The organism is Novosphingobium soli, from assembly GCF_042432915.1.
In the GTDB taxonomy this organism is placed as follows: Bacteria; Pseudomonadota; Alphaproteobacteria; order Sphingomonadales; family Sphingomonadaceae; genus Novosphingobium; species Novosphingobium soli.
Map to the genome: position 1 here is coordinate 81,087 of NZ_JBHLWK010000015.1, position 17,208 is coordinate 98,294.

A 17,208-nucleotide genomic window follows, 5' to 3' on the forward strand; every position below is an offset into this window, starting at 1 on the left:
TTTGCCTTCAAATCTGGACGACGGGGGAGCGTAGCTGCGGCGGTGCTGGTCAGCTGTCGGAGAATTGCGATCTGGACGCTCCCGGTTATGTATTATAGCTATATCAAAAGATCAAATGAGCGGGGACTTCCATGGCATCTCAGACCCCATCCTCGACCGGCTCTCCCGCAGGCGCCGCCCTGGTCACCGGCGCGTCCGGCGGCATCGGCAGCGCCATCGCTCGCTCGCTGGCTGGCAAGGGACTGAGCGTGGCGGTCCATGCCAATGGCAACCTCAAGGCCGCCCAGGCGCTCGCCGCGGAGATCCGTGACGACGGCGGGGAGGCTCTGGCCGTCCAGGCCGACGTCACCGACGCCGCTGCGGTGGACGCCATGGTCGCGCAGGTGGTGGATCGCTTCGGCGCCATCCGGGTCCTCGTCAACAATGCCGGCATCTCCACCTCGGCGCCCGTGGGCGGCATGGACGCGGACATGATCGACCGCGAACTGGCGGTGAACGTGAAGTCGGTGGTGCTGGTCACCCAGGCCTGCCTGCCGCACATGGCGGCGGGCGCGGCGGTGGTCAACCTGAGCTCCAACCTGGCGTACACGCCGCTGCCGGGGATGACGCTCTACTGCGCCGCTAAGGCGGCAGTGGCCTGCCTGACCCAGGGTTTCGCGCGCGAGCTGGGCGGCCGCGGCATCCGCGTCAACGCGGTGGCGCCGGGTGCCACCCGCACCGCGATGACGGCCTGGATCGACGATGCCACCCTGGCGGCGATCTGCGGCCAGACCCCGCTGGGCCGGATCGGCGAGCCGATGGACGTCGCCGGCGCGGTCGCATTCCTCGCCTCGCCAGAGGCGTCGTGGATCACCGGGCGCACCCTGGTCATCGACGGAGGCCTGGCCTGAGGGACCGGACCTGAGCCGGACCGGACCTGACGCAGCAACAACCAAGGAACGAAGACGACCATGAGCGATCCCAAGGCCCCGCAGGCGATCTGGCCGGACATTCCCCAGCCCCTGATGCCCTATTCCCCGGCGGTGAAGGCGGCGGACTGGATCTTCGTCTCGGGCCAGCTCGCCAGCGACTTCAAGACCGGTATCGCGGCCGAGGCGCGGCCGGTGAACCCCAACCTGGAATCCGACCAGGCCCTGCAGTCGCGCTTCGTCATGGAGACGCTCAAGCGCACGCTGGCGGCTGGCGGTGCCGACCTGTCGAAGGACGTGGCGCGGATCTGGCAGTGGCTGCCCTGGGAAACCCCGTCGATGGCCGATTTCGCCAAGGGGGACTGCTATCCCGAGGGCCTGCGGATCACGCCCTATCTCGACGTGCGCAACGACTACATCTTCGAACCCCGCCCCGCCTCGACCGCGGTGAGCATCCGCGGGCTGCCGGTGCGCGACGCGCGCATCGAGATCGACGTGATCGCAATCGTCGACGGCTCCGAGCCGCAGGGCTTCGCGGCGCCCGAGGGCGTTCCGGCGCCGCTCGCCGGCTACTCCCCGGCGCTGCGCCGCGGCGACTGGATCTTCCTTGCGGGTGAAGTCCCGACCGACTGGCAGGGCGACTACGGCGAGCACCGCAGCATGGGCGCGCCCGGCGCGCTCGCCCGCGAGGCGCGCACCAACCCGCACGTCTGGTACGGCTCCGACATCGAGGCGCAGACCGACTACACGCTCTCCAAGCTGGAGCGCATCGCCGAGGCCGCCGGCGGCTCGCTGAAGAACGTGGTGAAGGCCGACGTCTACATCGGCGACCCGTCCGACTACGCCGGCATGGACCGTGCCTGGAAGCGCTGGTTCAAGGACAGCCCGCCCGCGCGCTGCGTCATTCCCTACATGGGCCTGGGCACGCGCGGCAGCCGCATCGAGATCGCGCTGACGCTGCTGGCCGACAACGCCACGCTGAAGATCGAGCGGATCGAGACCTCCGACGCGCCCGAGCCGTTCAGCCACGAGCCGCAGGCGGTCAAGGTCGGCAACTTCCTGTTCCTGTCGCAGCAGATGGCCTGCGATTCCCGCGGCGTGCTGGCCGAGGGCATGCTGCGCCACGAGAACTTCCCGTGGTACGGCCTGCCGGGCAAGAACCAGATGCGCTACATGCTCAAGAACGTGGCGGCCATCTGCGAGGCGGGCGGCACCAGCGTCGAGAACGTCGTGCGCCGCGCCTGCTTCCACGACGAGGGTACCCACTTCGCCGATTCCATCGAGGAATGGGCAAGCTGGTTCCCGAAGGTGAAGCCCGCTTCCACCACCATGAAGATCGGCGGCCCGCTCGTCGTGCCGGGAGCCAACGCGCTCCTCGATCTGATTGCCTACGTACCGGACTGACAACCCAAGTACCGGTCCCGTGCCACGTCCCAGGGCACGGCGCGGGACCCCAGAAGACGACGTAAAATCCAGGGAGGTGCCCGGGTCGGGCGCCGTGAACAGAAGCCAGATGGGGGTTTGCATGAAGTTCCAGTTCGCATCTCGGGCCCAGGCCCTTCGCACCGTCCTTCTCTGCGGCGCCATGGCTGCCGCGATCGGCGCCACGCCTGCCTTCGCGCAGCCGGCCGGTCCGGCCGCCGAAGCCGAGGAGGGCAACGTCATCGTCGTGACGAGCCGCAAGCGCGAGGAGCGCCTGCAGGACGTGCCGCTGTCGATCACCGCCTACTCGGGCGAAGAGATGCGCGCCAAGGGCATCGCCTCGCTGTCCGACCTGGCCGCCCAGACCCCGGGCCTGGCGTTCCAGGACGTGAACGGCGCCTACGCGGCGCCGGTGCTGCGCGGCGTCGCGCAGATCGACCAGACCGGGCCGCAGGGCAACGTCGGCATCTTCATCGACGGCGTGTACCTGAACAACCGTTCGGCGCTGGCGTTCGACCAGTACGACCTCGAGCGCATCGAGGTGGTCAAGGGTCCGCAGAGCGCGCTCTACGGCCGCAACACCTTCGCGGGCGCCATCAATTACATCACCGCCGCGCCCAAGCCTGACGAGTTCTCCGGCCGCGCCACCTTCACCCTCGGCACCTTCGATCGCCACGAGGCGAAGGGCTCGATCAACATCCCGCTGATGAAGGGCGTGGCGCTGCGCGTGTTCGGCGGCTATTCCGAGTTCGACGGCACGATCAAGAACGACCTCAGCGGCAAGTACCTCGACGGCTGGAAGGACCGCTGGAGTGCCGGCGGTGCGCTGACCGCGGAGATCACCGACACGCTGACCCTCGACCTGTTCGGCGTGCGCTCGGAGACCGCGAACGACCACCCGGCGCTCTACTCGATGCCGACGACGCTCAACAACTGCGGCGCCACCACCGTCGTGCGCGGCCAGCAGCTGAACACCTACTTCTGCGGCAAGCTGCCCTACCCCACCAACTTCCAGCTCGACGACAAGACCGGCTACGGCCTGACCGGCTCGAACGAGGTCTACTACGGCAAGCTCAACTACTCGGGCGACGCGCTCGATCTCACCGCGGTGGTCAGCTACACCACGGCCGAGTTCGGCCTGCTCGTCGACACCACCGGCGATCCGAATGCGGTCAACGTGCCCAACTTCGGCGGCCTCTCGCGTCAGCTCTACACCAACGCCGCGACCGACCGCAGCACCGACTGGAACTACGACGTGCGCGCCAGCTCCAAGCCGGGCGAGCGGCTGTCGTGGATGCTCGGCATGAACTACTACGACTCGCTGGTGTCCGACATCCTCGAGCTCAACTTCCAGCGCGTCGGCGTGGAACCCGGCACCACGCCGCCGCCGGCGTTCTCGACCCGCGGCGGGACGCTCAAGACCAAGGGTCACGCGCTCTACGGCATGCTGGGCTATGAGCTGACGCCGCAGTTCAACGTGCAGGCCGAGCTGCGCTACACCATCGACGACCAGGACTTCATCGGCGGCGGCTCCGCGGCCGGCGCCACCGGGCGCCAGACCTTCAAGTACCTGACCCCGCGCTTCTCGGTGAACTGGAAGCCGGTGGACGAAGTGCTCGTCTACGCCACCGTGGCGCGCGGCGTGAAGACCGGCGGCTTCAACGCCAACGCCGTCAACACCGACTACTTCACTTATGGCTCCGAATCGAACTGGACCTACGAGGCGGGCGTGAAGACCACCTGGCTCGGCGGTGCGCTGGTGGCCAACGCCGGCGTGTTCTACGTCGACTGGAAGGACATCAACGCGCAGCAGCAGCTGCCCTTCTCGACGCTCGCGGTGGTCGGCAACAACGGCGATGCCGAGGTCAAGGGCATCGAGGCGCAGATCGCCTTCAACCCCACCCGCACGCTGTCGCTCACCGCGGGCGGCGCGCTGCTCGATCCCAAGTACAAGTCGGGCGTGATGGATGGCGAGGTCTCGTACATCTGCGGCGAGCTGGTGAACTCCACCGTCACCAGCAGCAACTGCACGTCCAACGTCGGCGGCAACCAGATCGCCCGCACCTCGGACAAGCAGTTCGCGCTGGGTGCGGCCTGGACCGTGCCCGACATCGTCGACGGGCTGGACGGCTACGTGCGCACCGACTACTCGTGGCAGGCGGGCAAGTACTCGACCGGCCTCAACCTGCAGGACCAGGGCTCGATCTCGCTGCTGAACGCACGCGCGGGCCTCAAGTTCGGCAACTACGAACTGGCGATCTGGGCGAAGAACCTGCTGCAGGACGAGTACATCTCGCGCGCGACCGTGGTGTCGTCGACCGCCGACCTCGGCCCCACCTCGGGCGTGAGCTATACCCGCATCTACCCGGGCGAGCGCCGCACCATCGGCGCCGATCTCTCGGTCAGGTTCTGAGTGCGAAGGAACAGGAGCAGACTCCCATGACATTCCTCACCAATCTTGACGACAAGACGCTGAAGGCGGGCACCGTGCCCACCTTCGCCCTGTCCCAACGCGGACGCGCGGGCATGCAGGTCCTGGGCGCCGTGCAGAAGTACTCCTCGGGCGTGCTGCGCTCGATCGCCGCGGAGAACTTCGACGCCAGCCCGCGCGGGCGCGAGCTGGCCGCGGAGCACGAGGCGGCCGAGCCGGGTGCGGGCACCCGTGAGCGCATCGCCGAGGCTCGCAAGGTCTGCGAGAGCGACAACGTCTACCGCCTCGAGCGCTTCTTTCAGCGCTGGGTGGCCGAGGAGAACTTCAACCGCGGCATCCCCGCGATCGAGGAACGCCGCGAGAAGTTCGAGGCGTTCAACGCCGCGCAGGGCGAGGGCGAGCTGCTCGGCACGCTCGACCTGGCCGGCGAAGTCTCGGTGCCGAAGTACTACGACCGGGTCGAGTGGCACCTCGAGCCCGGCGGCTGGGACGGCTACGACCTCTACGGGGCGCTGTTCGCCTTCGGTGTCGGGCCCTACGTGTTCAGCCATGGCGGCTATGCCGCGGTGGGTGTGGGCGACGACATCACCAAGCAGCGCGTCAACACCATCAAGCAGTTCCCCAAGGCCTCGTACGCGCGCATCTACGAGCCGGGCTGCGGCGGGGTGTCGACGCTGAAGGCGGTTAACTCGGTGTTCCCCGAGGCGGAGCTGCACGGATCGGACCTCTCGCCGCTGCTGCTGAGGAACGGGCAGAAGATGGCCTCGCGCTTCGGCTTCCCGGTTCACCTCAAGCTTGCCGACGCGGCCCACGACACCGGCGAGGCGGACGAGAGCTTCGACGGCGTCATCACCTACGCGCTGCACCATGAGCTGCCGCCCAAGGCCAATCGCGAGATGTTCAAGGAGCTGTTCCGGATCATGAAGCCGGGCGCGGACATCGTCATCTCCGACCCGCCGCCGTTCCGTGCCGTGCCGATGTTCCATGCCGTCATCCTCGACTGGGACACCGAGCACCGCGAGGAGCCGTTCTTCACCGCCGTGCTGCTCGACAGCCTCGACGCGATGCTGGAGGAAGCCGGCTTCGTGAACGTGGAATCCTACGCCATCGGGCGGGATCAGTACCCGTGGATCACGCGGGCGATGAAGCCCGAGGCGACCACCCAGGCGGAGGCAGCGTGATGGAAGCGACCGGCAAGGACTACCTCGGCCCCGAGAGCGTGACCGACGTCGCGCGCATGCTCATGGCGCTGGTTTCCGAAGTGTGGATCATGCGCGATCGCCAGATCGTCACCGAGCACTTGCTCGAGACCAAGGGATCGGTCACGCGCGAGGAGCTCGACGAGTTCGTGCCTTCGGGCGAGCTGGCCGAGCGCCTCACCTTCGAGCGTGAGCGTTTCGCCCGGCTGATCGCCGGCGCGCCGGTCGCGGCCGTGCGCCGCTCGGTGCCCGAGATTCTCGAACGCGCGGGGCTCAAGGCGCCCGCATCCGCACAAGCTGCGGCAAACTGACAAGGTACTGACGACAATGAGCGTGATCGGATCGACCGCCCCGGGCAATGGGGCAAGCGGCAGCGGCGAGCGGGCCGCTGCCCCGGGCGCCAGCCTGCCGGTGCGGACCTGCCTGGCCTGGGGCCTCGGCACCGTGGCGGTGGCGGCGCTGTTCAATTCGATCAACGTGCTGCTGCTGCGCTACGTCGTCGACTATGCCGGCATCAGCGCGGCGCTGGCGGGAACGCTGATCGCCGCGTCGAAGCTCTACGACGCGGTGATCGACCCGCTGGTCGGCGCTGCCAGCGACCGGACGCGCTCGCGCATGGGCCGCCGCCGGCCGTTCCTGCTGGCGGGAGGCATCCTGCTCGCGCTTGCCGCGCTGATGGTGTTCAACGTGCCCGCGGGCGGGGGCGCGCTCTCGGTCTGCTTCTTCGTGCTGGCGCTGCTGGTCTACGCGACCGGTTACGCCATGTTCTCGGTTCCCTACATGGCGATGCCGGCCGAGATGACCTCCTCGATCCACGAGCGCTCGCGGCTGATTTCGTTCCGTGTCTCGGCGGTGGCGGTGGCGTCGCTGCTGGCGGTCTTCGTCGGGCCGCAGATCATGACGATCGCGGGCGGCGGGCGCACCGGCCACACCGCGCTGTCGATCTTCCTCGCCATCGTCGTGGTCGCAGCCGCGCTCGCCTGCTTCCGCGGCACCCGTGACGCCCCGTTCCACTACAACCCGGCGGTCAAGGCGACCTGGAGCCAGAAGTTGCGCTCGCTGGCAGGCAACAAGCCCTTCGTCGTGCTGCTGGTGGTGAAGCTGCTGCAGCTGATGGCCCTGGCCGTCACCCAGGCGGCGATGCCGTTCCTGTTCCAGCGCGTGCTGCGGCTCGGCGATTCGCGGATGGGCATCTACTTCCTGGTCTTCTACGGCACCATGATCCTGATCCAGCCGGTCTGGGTGCGGCTCGCCAAGATGGGCGGCAAGCGCAGCATCTACATGCTCGGCACGCTGCTCTACGGCGCCATCTACCTGAGCTGGTACTTCGTGGGGCCGGACGAGCCGCTGGCGCTGGTCTACTTGCGCGCGGTGGCGCTGGGCGCCATGGGCGGCGCGGTGCTGCTGTTCGGCCAATCGCTGCTGCCCGACACGATGGAGTGGGACTACCGCCGCACCGGCATGCGCCGCGAGGGCATGCTCTCGGCCGTCTACACGCTGGTGGAGAAGCTCGCCTATGCCCTGGGCGCCGCGCTGACCGGGATCATCCTGGGCCAGACCGGCTACATCCAGAACGCCGCGCACCAGGAGCAGCCCGCCTCGGCGATCGCGGCGATCTACTGGCTCGCCTCGTTCATCCCCTTCGCCTTCCTCGTCGCCAGCATCGTCGCGCTGTGCTTCTACGACCTCGACGAGAAGAAGTTCGCCGAAGCCGAACGCGCGTGACCCAGGCGGCCGGGACCGTCGCGGACACGCTGGTCCGCGACGCCTACATCCTCACGCTCGATGCCGAGCGTCGGGTGCTCACCCGCGGCTTCATCGCCTTCACCGCGGGGCGGATCACCGCGCTGGGCACGATGCAGGAGCCGCTGCCCGCCGCGACGACGGTGATCGACGCGGGCGGGATGGTGGTCATGCCGGGCATGGCCAACGGCCACAACCACCTCGTCCAGAACGCCTGGCGCGGCTACAACGACGATCGCTGGCCGGTGCTCGACATCCCGGCGGCGGTCCTCGGCCTGCTCCAGCAGCTCTTCGCCGCCTGCAGCCGCATGGATGCGGAGCGCACTTATGCCATCGTCCGGCTGCACGTGCTGGAGATGCTCAAGGCGGGCTACACGGCGACGCACGACGAGCACTTCACCAACGTGCGCAAGGACAGCGTCGACGGCAGCTGGCAGGCCCTGGCCGACAGCGGCATGCGCGGCTTCCTGTGCCGCTGCATCGTCGACGATCGCATACCCGAGCAGGGCCGCGAGACCGTCGACGAGGGGCTCGCCGAGCTGGAGCGCCTGCGCGCCTTCGCCAGCGACCGGCTGGCCGTGGCAGGCAGCTTCGTCAACTACAGCTTCCGCGCCGACCCGGAGGACATGCGCCGCATCCACGAGGGCACCCGCGCGCTGGGACTGCCGTTCGGCGTGGACATGACCGACAACAGCCGTGGCGCGCTGCTCAGGGCGCGCGGGTTCGAGGGCGGCCAGGCGGACTACTACCGCAGCTTCGGCCTGCTCGATCGAGGCGCGATCTACGCGGGCAAGGGCGTCAACCTGCTGGCGCACGAGTATCCGCTGCTGGCGGCGCACGATGCCCGCCTGGCGGTGGTGCCGACGCTGCGCTTCTTCGACGGGCAGGGCGTGCCGGTGCACGACATGCTTGCGGCGGGGATGCTGCCGGGGCTCGGCACCGACGCGCCGCTGGTCAGCGACAGCCAGGACCCGTTCGAGAACATGCGCCACGCGATCTTCGGCCAGAATCTGGCAGTCAAGGCGCAGCTGGCCGCGGGCGGCGCGCGGCCGCCGGCGGAGCTCTGGCTCAACGCCGAGCGGACGCTGGAGATGGCGACGCTGGGCAGTGCCCGCGCATTGCTGATGGAGGAGCGCTGCGGCTCGCTGGAAGTCGGCAAGGCCGCCGACCTCGTGATGATCGACGTGGCCCGTGCCGAGATCGCCCCGACGTGGGACGAGCGCAGGCTGCTCGGCGCGCTGGTGTGGGGCGGCAAGGGGGCGCAGGTCCACTCGGTCTTCGTCGCCGGCGAGCGGCTGATCGAAAACGGTCGCTCGACCCGCTGGGACGAGGACGAGGTGATCCGCGAGGCCGACCGCGCGCTGGCCGACATCGCCCGCGAGGCCGAGCTCGACCGCTTCCTGCCGACGCGGCAGCCGGGCGCGACATACCGCGGCTGGACCTATCACTAGACCTTTGCGGAACGGGATCCGACATGACGAACGATGAGCGCCGGGTGGCGGTGGTGACGGGTGCGGGGCAGGGTCTCGGCCGTGCGCTCGCGCACGAGCTGGCAGCGGCCGGGCACACCGTCTACGGTTGCAGTCCGCGCGCGGAGGGCGATGCCGGGGGTCTTCGCATGATCGCCTGCGACATCACCGACGAGGCGCAGGTCCAGGCGCTGTGGGACCGCGTCACGTCCGACGCCGGTCGGGTCGACTGGTGGATCAACAACGCCGGCCTCGCGCTCACCGGCCGGCCGCTGGCGCAGATGGAGGGCAGCGCGTTCGCGCGGATGGTGAAAGTCAACCTCCTCGGCACGATGACCGCCTGCCGGGTCGCGATCGCGGGGATGGCGGCGCAGGGCTCGGGCGCGGTGTGGAACATGCTCGGCGCCGGCTGGGATGGCCAGCCGGTGCCCGGCATGAACGGCTATGCCACCACCAAGGCCGCGCTCACCTTCCTGACCCGCGCCCTCGCGATGGAAGCGGAAGGTCAGCCCTACCAGGTCGGCGGGCTGAGCCCCGGTCTTGTAATGACGGAAGGCTTCTTTCGCGAGCACGCCCGCGTTCCGCAGGCGGAGCGGGCCGCGCGCGAGGCGGTCGTCAACCTCATCGGCGACCACCCGGAGACGCTGGCGCAGTGGATCCGCGAGGCGCTGGAGGCGGGGCATCCCAACGGCGCGATCCTGTCCTGGCTGACGCCCGAGAAGATCGCGGCGCGCCAGGCCGAGCAGCCGCCGCGCGACATCCTCTCCGCCTACCGCTGAGCCCCTGCGGAAGGCGCGGTCCCCGGGCGATCAGTGGATCGTCTCGGCGGGCTGCGGTTCCGCCACCCCGGCATCGACCGCGCTGGTGATGGCGACGTCCATCGTCACGTTGCCGAGCGTGCGCATGAGGTCCGGCAGCACCTCCACCGCCACCAGCACGCCCAGCGGCCAGAGGGGCACGCCCATGGCCGCCGCGATCGGGCCGATGGACGAGACGAAGCTGATCGTCCCGGGCAGCGACACCGCGCCGAAGGTGGTGGCGAAGGCCACGAAGGCGCCGGCGGCGAGGGCGCCGGGGCCGAGATCCAGCCCGGCGAGCTTCGCCGCGTAGACCGCGACCGCCATGTTCATCGCCGGGCCGGTGGCGCGGAAGAGGGTGACGGCTAGCGGCAGCACGAATTCCGAGGTGGTCGGCGCGGTCCCCAGCCGGCGGCTGGCGACCAGCATCGAGGGCAGCGTGGCGAGCGAGGACTGGGTGGAGATCGCCACCACCTGCGCGGGCAGCAGGGCGGCGGCGAAGGCAGGCAGCTTGCGCCGCCCTGCGCTGATCGCGATCAGGTAGCCGGCGACCATCACCACCGTGCCCACCGCGGTGACAAGCACGATGTAGTGCGCCAGCGCACCCAGCGCCGCGGCGCCGCTTCGCACCCCCAGCGTCAGCCCCAGGGCGAAGACGCCGATCGGGGCGAGCGCGAGGACCCAGCCGATCACCACCATCATCGCCCCCGCCAGTCCTTCGAACAGCACCGCGAGCAGCCGGCGCGGTTCCTCCGCGAGGCGGGTCGAGGCGAAGGCGAACAGGCCGACGAAGACGATCACCGGCAGCATGGCGCTCTCCGCCGCCGCCGAGACGACGTTGGTGGGGAGCAGCGAGGCCAGGAAATCCGCCAGTCCGGGCACCTGGCCGGGATCGGCGCCGCGGGCCAGGGTGACGCCGGTCGGGATCGGGAACAGGTCCAGCAGCAGGGGCATGGCGACGGCGCCGAGGATGGCGCTGAAGGCAAGGAACGAGACGATGATGCCGAGCGTGCGCCGCGCCATCGCGCCGGCCTTGGCGGCGGCGACGGTGGCGACGATGCCCGAGAACAGCAGGCCGGCGACGAGCGGGAGGATCGTCATCTGCAGGCCCTGCAGCCACAGCGAACCGACCGGCGCGGCCAGCTTCTGCGCGGTTTGGGCGGCCGGGTGACCGGCGAGGAGCAGGCCCAGGACCAGGCCCGCGACGAGGCCGGCGAGGGTCAGCATGCCGGGCACGCGAATCTCGGGAAAGCGAGAGGCGGCGGTGGACGGTGGGATCGGGGCCGGGGTGGGGGCCGGGGTGGAGGGCGGGGTCATCGCGCCCAGAGATAGGCGCGGGCGGGTGCGATGGCAATTTCGATAGCGCGGCGCTAAGAGCGGGTTAAGGCGGCCATAACGGCGCGCCGGCGAAGAGTAGGGAATGGCCAAGCAGTTCTTCGGCACCGACGGCATCCGGGGCCGCACCAACCAGGGCGCGATGACCGCCGCCACCGCCATGAAGGTCGGCCAGGCGGCCGGAACCCGCTTCCTGCGCGGCACGCACCGGCACCGGGTGGTGATCGGCAAGGACACCCGCCTCTCCGGCTACATGCTGGAGAACGCGATGGTGGCGGGCTTCACCAGCGTGGGCATGGACGTGGTGCTGCTGGGCCCCATGCCCACCCCTGCGGTGGCCCTGCTGACCCGCGAACTGCGAGCAGACGTGGGGGTCATGATCTCCGCCAGCCACAACCCCTACGAGGACAACGGCATCAAGCTGTTCGGGCCCGACGGCTTCAAGCTCTCCGACGAGGACGAGCTCGCGATTGAGGCCATGCTGGCCACCGACCTCGCGCTCGCCGCCGCGCCGGAGATCGGCCGCGCCCGCCGGATCGACGATGCGCGCGGCCGGTACATCCACGCGGTCAAGGGCTCGCTGCCCTCCACCGTCCGGCTCGACGGGCTCAAGATCGCGGTCGACTGCGCCAACGGGGCCGCCTACCAGGTCGCGCCCTCGGCGTTCTGGGAGCTCGGCGCCGAGATCGTCGCGGTGGGCGTCGCTCCCAACGGCAAGAACATCAACGAACGCTGCGGCTCCACCCATGTCGAGCTGCTGCAGGAGACGGTGGTCTCCTCCGGCTCGGACATCGGCATCGCGCTCGACGGGGACGCGGACCGCCTGATCGTGGTCGACGAGAAGGGCCAGACCGTGGACGGCGACCAGATCATGGCGCTGATCGGCAGCCACCTCGCAGCGCGCGGCGCGCTGCGCGGCGGCGGCGTGGTCGCCACGGTGATGTCGAACCTGGGCCTGGAACGCTACCTCGGCGGTCTCGGCCTCAACCTGGAGCGCACCGCCGTGGGCGACCGCCACGTGCTGGAGCGCATGCGCAGCGGCGGCTACAACGTGGGCGGCGAGCAGTCGGGCCACATGATCCTGCTCGACCATGCGACCACCGGCGACGGCACCGTCGCGGCGCTGCAGGTGCTCGCCGCGCTGATCGAGTCCGGCAAGCGCGCGAGCGAGCTGCTGCACCTCTTCGATCCGGTGCCGCAGCTGCTGCGCAACGTGCGCTTCGCCGGGGGGCGGCCGCTGGAGGCCCATGGCGTCCGGGCGGCGATCGCCGATGCCGAGGCCGCGCTCGACGGACGCGGGCGCCTGGTGATCCGCGCCTCCGGCACCGAGCCGGTGATCCGGGTCATGGCCGAAGGCGACGATGCCGACGAGGTCGAGGCCGCCGTCGCCGCGATCTGCCATGCGGTCGCGCAGGCCGCCGCCTGACCTGCCGCCCTTTCGAACGGAGACCGACAATGCTGGAAATGCGCCCCGACTGCGAACGCTGCGGCACCGACCTGCCGGCGGAGGCGCCCGGCGCCTTCATCTGTTCCTTCGAGTGCACCTACTGCGCCGAATGCTCCGAGGCGCTGGACGACCAGTGCCCCAACTGCGGGGGCGAGCTCGTCGACCGGCCGACCCGGGCCAAGAGCCAGCAGGATTCCGCCCCGCCGTCGCGCGTGCGCCGCTTCAAGGGCTGAGGAGGGGCGCGCAGGCGTCTCGACTCGATGCCCGTGCTGCGGCTAGGGGCAGGCGATGACCAGCCCTCCGCGCATTCTCTCCATCGCAGGTTCCGACAGCTCGGGCGGCGCCGGCATCCAGGCCGATATCAAGACGATCACGATGCTCGGCGGCTACGCCATGACCGCGATCACTGCGATCACCGCGCAGAATTCGCGCGGAGTGACGGCGGTGGAGGTGCTGTCCCCGGCGATGGTGGCGGCACAGGTCGATGCCTGCGTGGCGGACATGGGCGTCGATGCCGTGAAGATCGGCATGCTGGGCAGCCCGGCCATCGCCGATGCCGTGGCGGAGCGGCTGGCGGACCTGGCGGTGCCGGTGATCTTCGATCCGGTGATGGTCTCCACCGCCGGCTCGGTGCTGGCCGACGCCGCCACCGTCGCGGCGTTCGAGCGACTGATGGCGATTGCCACGCTCACCACTCCCAACGTCGACGAACTCGCGGCGCTGGGCGGCGATGCGGCGCTGGCCGCGCGCGGCATCGCCTATCTCGCCAAGGGGGGCGATGCGCCGGGCGACACGGTCGAGGACCGGCTGGTGCTGCCGGGGGGCGAGGGGCAGGCCTGGACCGCCCCGCGCATAGCCACGCGCCACACCCACGGCACCGGCTGCACCCTGTCGAGCGCCATCGCCACCTTCCTCGGCCAGGGCGTGCCGCTCAGCGAGGCCATCGAGGACGCCCGCGACTTCGTACGCGCCGCGCTCCTTGCCGCACCCGGCTTCGGCGAGGGCCATGGCCCCATGGGCCACCACGCGGTGCGCTGAGCGGCGTTCGCCCGGCACCTGACCTCGTCCCTGACGTCGACCTCGCCAACCTCAGCCGAGCCGTGCCCGGCCCAGCCGCAGCGCGCTGTCGGCCAGCAGGCCCATCGCGGCCATGGCGCCGCCGGTCAGCCCGGCCGTGCCCGCCGCGACGATCACCGGCTGGGCATAGTCGGCGACGAGACGGGTGCGGCGGCTGAAGGGTGCGATGAAGCGGGTCATGGGCGTCGTCCTGGTAAAGCGGGTGTGCCCTTCAGATGCGTCTGTCTGGAGTTTCGGGGAACTGGGATAAACTGCGTCGTTCCGTTCGAAGGAATCGAACAAGCGACCGGTGGCTATCCCGGGACAACGGTGATCGCGGGATGGTCGGCCACGATCGCCATCACGACGTCGAAGTAGGTCGTGCCGCGGCCCGCCTCGAGCTCGGCGATCTGGTCGCTAATCTTCGCGCCGTTGAACTGGGTCCGCTCGGGCAGTCGGGCGCGCAGCAGCGCCAGCGTGGCGGCCCGGCCCAGCGCCGCCCGGCTGGCGTCCATGTCCTTCCAGACGATGGTGGCAGGCCGGCCGGCGGGAAGGGCGCCGAAGCCGCCGTGGAGGAGGTCGTCGAAGGCGTCCAGGCTCTCTCCCAGCCGCCAGTCCTCCCCCGCCATGAACACGCGGTTGATCTCGTCATAGAAGGCCGCGATCCCGGTGATGGCGCTGCCTTCGATGACGAAGCGGGGCGGCGGGAGGTCGCGGTCTGTCATCGGCCTGCCCCGGCGCCCGGGCGTCAGCTGCAATCGAGGTCGTAGAAGCGCTGGATGTGCTGCCAGCCTTCCTCGGCCGTCTCGCACCAGTGGAACAGGTCGAGGTCGCCGGGGTTGATCGTGCCTTCCTCGGCCAGCGCCTCGAAGTTGATGACGCGCTCCCAGAACTCGCGGCCGTAGAGCAGGATCGGGATCGGCTTCATCTTGCCGGTCTGGATCAGCGTCAGCAGCTCGAAGAACTCGTCGAAGGTGCCGAAGCCGCCCGGGAACACCGCCACGGCGCGGGCGCGCAGCAGGAAGTGCATCTTGCGCAGCGCGAAGTAGTGGAACTGGAACGAGAGCCGCGGCGTGACGTAGGCGTTGGGCGCCTGCTCGTGCGGCAGGACGATGTTGAGCCCGAGCGATTCCGCGCCCACTTCCGCCGCGCCGCGGTTGGCCGCCTCCATGATCGAGGGGCCGCCGCCCGAGCACACGACGAACTGTCGCATCCCCTTCTCGACGATGGCGCACTGGCTGGCGAGCCGGGCGAGCCTGCGCGCCTCCTCGTAGTACTTGGCCTTGGCGGCGAGACGCTCGGCCACCGTCTTCTGGTAGTCGGTGGCGGCGGCGGCGATGATTGCGTCGGCCTTGTCGGGCGAAGGGATGCGGGCGGAGCCGTACATCACCAGCGTCGAGCCGATGTTGGCCTCTTCCAGCAGCATTTCCGGCTTCAGCAGTTCTAGCTGGAAGCGCACCGGCCGCAGCTCGTCGCGCAGGAGGAAGTCGGTGTCGCGGAAGGCGAGGCGGTAGGCCGGGTTCTGGGTCTGGACGGTGCCTTCCTGGCGGTCGGCGAAGTCTGCTTCCTGCTCCGCCTTGTAGAAACGGCGTTCGGTGAGGTCCTGGTCCTGGTCTTCGATATCGTTCATTCTTGCTCCATGGCCCGAGGCGCGGCGCGCGTCGAGCTTAGATCGGCGGCCCCTTGCGCCGACCCGCGCAGGCCCTAGGCTCGGGGCGATGACGATCCGGCGAATCCTGACGCGGCGGGGCGCGCTGCTAGAAGTGGGCGGCGGGCTTTGCGCGCTGTCGGGCCTGGGAGCCCTCGCGCGCGCCGCGCCGGCGCCGGCCGGCGGGAACGCGGCCGATCGTCATATGGTTCGGCCGCCCCGCCTTCGCAATGGCGACGTGCTCGGCCTGGTGGCGCCCGCGGGCTTCGTCGCCGATCGCTTCGGGATCGAGGAGATCGCGCAGACCGTGCGCGCCATGGGCCTGGTGCCGCGCTTCGCGCCCAACGTGCTGTCGCGCGAGGGCTATCTCGCCGGCTCGGACGCGGAGCGCGCGCGGGAGCTGATGGCGATGTTCGCGGACGGGGAGGTGCGCGGCCTGATGGCGGTGCGCGGCGGCTGGGGTTCGGCGCGGCTGCTGCCCCACCTCGACTTCGCGGCGATCGCCCGCAGGCCCAAGATCTTCGCCGGCTTCAGCGACAACACCGCGCTCCACCTCGCCCTGGCACGCGCCGGGGTGGTCTCGATCCACGGGCCCAACGCGGCGGGATCGTGGCAGCCGGCCTCGTGGGACTCGTTCCGGCAGGTGGCGATGGAGGGCGCGATGCCGCTCTACTCCGCCCCCGCCTATGCCGGAGCGAACCTGGGCGGGCGCGGCCCGGCGCGGCGCACCTTCCGCGGCGGCACGGCGCGCGGGCGGCTGCTGGGGGGCAACCTGGCAGTGCTCAGCGCCCTGGCCGGGACGCCGTACCTGCCGGACTTTCGCGGCGCGATCCTGTTCCTGGAGGAGACCAACGAGGCCGAGTACCGCATCGACCGCATGCTCACCCAGCTGGCGCTGTCGGGCATCCTCGACGGCATCGCAGGGATCGTCTTCGGGCAATGCACGCATTGCGAGAACCCCGACGGCGGCTTCTCCAACTTCACCGTCTACGAGGTGCTGGACCGGCGGCTGGGCGGGCTGGGCGTGCCGGCCTTCCAGGGCGCGATGATCGGGCATGTCGCCGGGCAGGTGAGCATCCCGGTCGGGGTCATGGCCGAGATCGACGCCGATGCGGGCACCATCCGCCTGCTGGAGCCCGCGGTGGCCTGACCGCTAGACGATCCGCAGCGGCGGAGCGCCCTCCTCATCGCCCAGCCCGTACTTCGCCACGATGTCCGCGAACAGCGCCGGCGCCAGCGGCTCCAGGAACTGCAGCCCGGCGCAATGGGCGTTGGCCCAGACCACGAAGGCGAGGCACGGGCGGCAGGCGGGCAGCGCAAGCGTGACGACCTCGTCCACGCAGAGCGCGCCCACGCCTTCCACGCGGGCGCCGTCGGGGGTGAGGTCCTTGAGGACGACGGTGGTGCTCGTCAGGTCGCGGCGGAAGTGGGCGAGCATCTCCACCCGGGTGCGGGGGTGCCCGCGTCGAGGCTCCGCCCCCGGCGTGGTCGTCTGCCGGTCAGGAACGGCTTCAGGCATGGGCACGAGTCCTCGGCACGGAACGGAAGGGCTTGGCCGAACGTCCTAGCGACGAATGCTTGCTGCACGGGTTGCAATCGACATGCGTATTTCTGCGAATCACCTCTTGGCCGCTTCGATAGCCGGGTTATACAGGCATGGTTAACCTGCAAAGGATTGCACGTCTTGCAACCGCAACGACTCTTTTGCTGCCCTGTTTACGGCCGAAACGGCCGTTTCTCTTCCGTTCGAGCG

17 protein-coding genes are annotated in these 17,208 nt (G+C 70.0%); 12 read left to right on the top strand and 5 right to left on the bottom strand.

Going from position 1 to position 17,208, the window contains the following annotated elements; all coding sequences use genetic code 11:
- Window positions 1–131 precede the first annotated feature (131 nt).
- The 8 genes from ACFFJC_RS12635 (at window position 132) to ACFFJC_RS12670 (ending at window position 9,951) form a co-directional block, all read left to right on the top strand.
- Window positions 132–890, top strand: coding sequence for an SDR family NAD(P)-dependent oxidoreductase (locus ACFFJC_RS12635; RefSeq protein WP_379487838.1), 759 nt, complete (start codon window positions 132–134; stop codon window positions 888–890).
- A 60-nt stretch (window positions 891–950) separates the two neighbouring features.
- Complete coding sequence (locus ACFFJC_RS12640; RefSeq protein ID WP_379487839.1) at window positions 951–2,312, top strand: RidA family protein; 1,362 nt, start codon at window positions 951–953, stop codon at window positions 2,310–2,312.
- A 181-nt stretch (window positions 2,313–2,493) separates the two neighbouring features.
- Complete coding sequence (locus ACFFJC_RS12645; RefSeq protein WP_379487840.1) at window positions 2,494–4,743, top strand: TonB-dependent receptor; 2,250 nt, start codon at window positions 2,494–2,496, stop codon at window positions 4,741–4,743.
- A 26-nt stretch (window positions 4,744–4,769) separates the two neighbouring features.
- Window positions 4,770–5,942: a class I SAM-dependent methyltransferase gene (locus tag ACFFJC_RS12650; RefSeq protein ID WP_379487841.1), complete on the top strand. Its 1,173-nt coding sequence runs from the start codon at window positions 4,770–4,772 to the stop codon at window positions 5,940–5,942.
- Window positions 5,939–6,271, top strand: a complete 333-nt coding sequence (locus ACFFJC_RS12655; protein ID WP_379487842.1) for a hypothetical protein — start codon at window positions 5,939–5,941, stop codon at window positions 6,269–6,271. The genes ACFFJC_RS12650 and ACFFJC_RS12655 overlap by 4 nt, the downstream gene beginning before the upstream one ends.
- A gap of 16 nt (window positions 6,272–6,287) precedes the next feature.
- Complete coding sequence (locus ACFFJC_RS12660) at window positions 6,288–7,685, top strand: MFS transporter (RefSeq protein ID WP_379487843.1); 1,398 nt, start codon at window positions 6,288–6,290, stop codon at window positions 7,683–7,685.
- A complete protein-coding gene (locus ACFFJC_RS12665; protein ID WP_379487844.1) occupies window positions 7,682–9,154 on the top strand; it encodes an amidohydrolase family protein in 1,473 nt (490 codons plus the stop codon). The genes ACFFJC_RS12660 and ACFFJC_RS12665 overlap by 4 nt, the downstream gene beginning before the upstream one ends.
- Before the next feature lie 23 nt (window positions 9,155–9,177).
- Window positions 9,178–9,951 carry an SDR family NAD(P)-dependent oxidoreductase gene (locus ACFFJC_RS12670; protein WP_379487845.1) on the top strand — a complete coding sequence of 258 codons (774 nt, stop codon included), beginning with the start codon at window positions 9,178–9,180 and terminating at the stop codon, window positions 9,949–9,951.
- A gap of 30 nt (window positions 9,952–9,981) precedes the next feature.
- Here the strand turns inward: ACFFJC_RS12670 and ACFFJC_RS12675 are convergent, their stop codons facing one another.
- Entirely contained in the window at window positions 9,982–11,286 is a 1,305-nt protein-coding gene (locus ACFFJC_RS12675) for a dicarboxylate/amino acid:cation symporter (protein WP_379487846.1), read from the bottom strand.
- Between the two features lie 103 nt (window positions 11,287–11,389).
- On the opposite strand from ACFFJC_RS12675, the gene glmM reads away from it, so the two are divergent.
- From glmM to thiD, 3 genes are read left to right on the top strand one after another with little or no spacing between them, the layout of a single operon-like run.
- Window positions 11,390–12,730 (top strand): phosphoglucosamine mutase, encoded by a 1,341-nt coding sequence (gene glmM, locus ACFFJC_RS12680; RefSeq protein ID WP_379487847.1) that lies wholly within the window; start codon window positions 11,390–11,392, stop codon window positions 12,728–12,730.
- A 29-nt stretch (window positions 12,731–12,759) separates the two neighbouring features.
- On the top strand, window positions 12,760–12,984 hold the full coding sequence (locus tag ACFFJC_RS12685; protein WP_379487848.1) for a DUF1272 domain-containing protein: 225 nt from the start codon (window positions 12,760–12,762) through the stop codon (window positions 12,982–12,984).
- A 55-nt stretch (window positions 12,985–13,039) separates the two neighbouring features.
- Window positions 13,040–13,789: a bifunctional hydroxymethylpyrimidine kinase/phosphomethylpyrimidine kinase gene (gene thiD, locus ACFFJC_RS12690; RefSeq protein WP_379487849.1), complete on the top strand. Its 750-nt coding sequence runs from the start codon at window positions 13,040–13,042 to the stop codon at window positions 13,787–13,789.
- Between the two features lie 51 nt (window positions 13,790–13,840).
- Here thiD and ACFFJC_RS12695 read toward each other — a convergent pair whose 3' ends face one another.
- The 3 genes from ACFFJC_RS12695 to ACFFJC_RS12705 form a co-directional block, all read right to left on the bottom strand.
- A complete protein-coding gene (locus ACFFJC_RS12695) occupies window positions 13,841–14,008 on the bottom strand; it encodes a hypothetical protein (protein ID WP_379487850.1) in 168 nt (55 codons plus the stop codon).
- A gap of 113 nt (window positions 14,009–14,121) precedes the next feature.
- On the bottom strand, window positions 14,122–14,532 hold the full coding sequence (locus ACFFJC_RS12700; RefSeq protein ID WP_379487851.1) for a barstar family protein: 411 nt from the start codon (window positions 14,530–14,532) through the stop codon (window positions 14,122–14,124).
- 23 nt (window positions 14,533–14,555) lie between these two features.
- Complete coding sequence (locus ACFFJC_RS12705; protein WP_379487852.1) at window positions 14,556–15,437, bottom strand: LOG family protein; 882 nt, start codon at window positions 15,435–15,437, stop codon at window positions 14,556–14,558.
- A gap of 88 nt (window positions 15,438–15,525) precedes the next feature.
- On the opposite strand from ACFFJC_RS12705, the gene ACFFJC_RS12710 reads away from it, so the two are divergent.
- A complete protein-coding gene (locus ACFFJC_RS12710; RefSeq protein WP_379487853.1) occupies window positions 15,526–16,605 on the top strand; it encodes a S66 peptidase family protein in 1,080 nt (359 codons plus the stop codon).
- Window positions 16,606–16,608: 3 nt separating this feature from the next.
- Here ACFFJC_RS12710 and ACFFJC_RS12715 read toward each other — a convergent pair whose 3' ends face one another.
- Window positions 16,609–16,974, bottom strand: coding sequence for a hypothetical protein (locus ACFFJC_RS12715; protein ID WP_379487854.1), 366 nt, complete (start codon window positions 16,972–16,974; stop codon window positions 16,609–16,611).
- Window positions 16,975–17,208 lie beyond the last annotated feature (234 nt).

Bases quoted from the DNA above. Each gene is read 5' to 3' on its own strand.
- glmM (WP_379487847.1), top strand. From the start codon at position 11,390: ATGGCCAAGCAGTTCTTCGGCACCGACGGCATCCGGGGCCGCACCAAC.
- ACFFJC_RS12660 (WP_379487843.1), top strand. From the start codon at position 6,288: ATGAGCGTGATCGGATCGACCGCCCCGGGCAATGGGGCAAGCGGCAGC.
- ACFFJC_RS12675 (WP_379487846.1), bottom strand. From the start codon at position 11,286: ATGACCCCGCCCTCCACCCCGGCCCCCACCCCGGCCCCGATCCCACCG.
- ACFFJC_RS12685 (WP_379487848.1), top strand. From the start codon at position 12,760: ATGCTGGAAATGCGCCCCGACTGCGAACGCTGCGGCACCGACCTGCCG.
- ACFFJC_RS12705 (WP_379487852.1), bottom strand. From the start codon at position 15,437: ATGAACGATATCGAAGACCAGGACCAGGACCTCACCGAACGCCGTTTC.
- ACFFJC_RS12700 (WP_379487851.1), bottom strand. From the start codon at position 14,532: ATGACAGACCGCGACCTCCCGCCGCCCCGCTTCGTCATCGAAGGCAGC.
- ACFFJC_RS12650 (WP_379487841.1), top strand. From the start codon at position 4,770: ATGACATTCCTCACCAATCTTGACGACAAGACGCTGAAGGCGGGCACC.
- ACFFJC_RS12715 (WP_379487854.1), bottom strand. From the start codon at position 16,974: ATGCCTGAAGCCGTTCCTGACCGGCAGACGACCACGCCGGGGGCGGAG.
- ACFFJC_RS12640 (WP_379487839.1), top strand. From the start codon at position 951: ATGAGCGATCCCAAGGCCCCGCAGGCGATCTGGCCGGACATTCCCCAG.
- ACFFJC_RS12645 (WP_379487840.1), top strand. From the start codon at position 2,494: ATGGCTGCCGCGATCGGCGCCACGCCTGCCTTCGCGCAGCCGGCCGGT.
- ACFFJC_RS12635 (WP_379487838.1), top strand. From the start codon at position 132: ATGGCATCTCAGACCCCATCCTCGACCGGCTCTCCCGCAGGCGCCGCC.
- ACFFJC_RS12670 (WP_379487845.1), top strand. From the start codon at position 9,178: ATGACGAACGATGAGCGCCGGGTGGCGGTGGTGACGGGTGCGGGGCAG.
- thiD (WP_379487849.1), top strand. From the start codon at position 13,040: ATGACCAGCCCTCCGCGCATTCTCTCCATCGCAGGTTCCGACAGCTCG.
- ACFFJC_RS12695 (WP_379487850.1), bottom strand. From the start codon at position 14,008: ATGACCCGCTTCATCGCACCCTTCAGCCGCCGCACCCGTCTCGTCGCC.
- ACFFJC_RS12710 (WP_379487853.1), top strand. From the start codon at position 15,526: ATGACGATCCGGCGAATCCTGACGCGGCGGGGCGCGCTGCTAGAAGTG.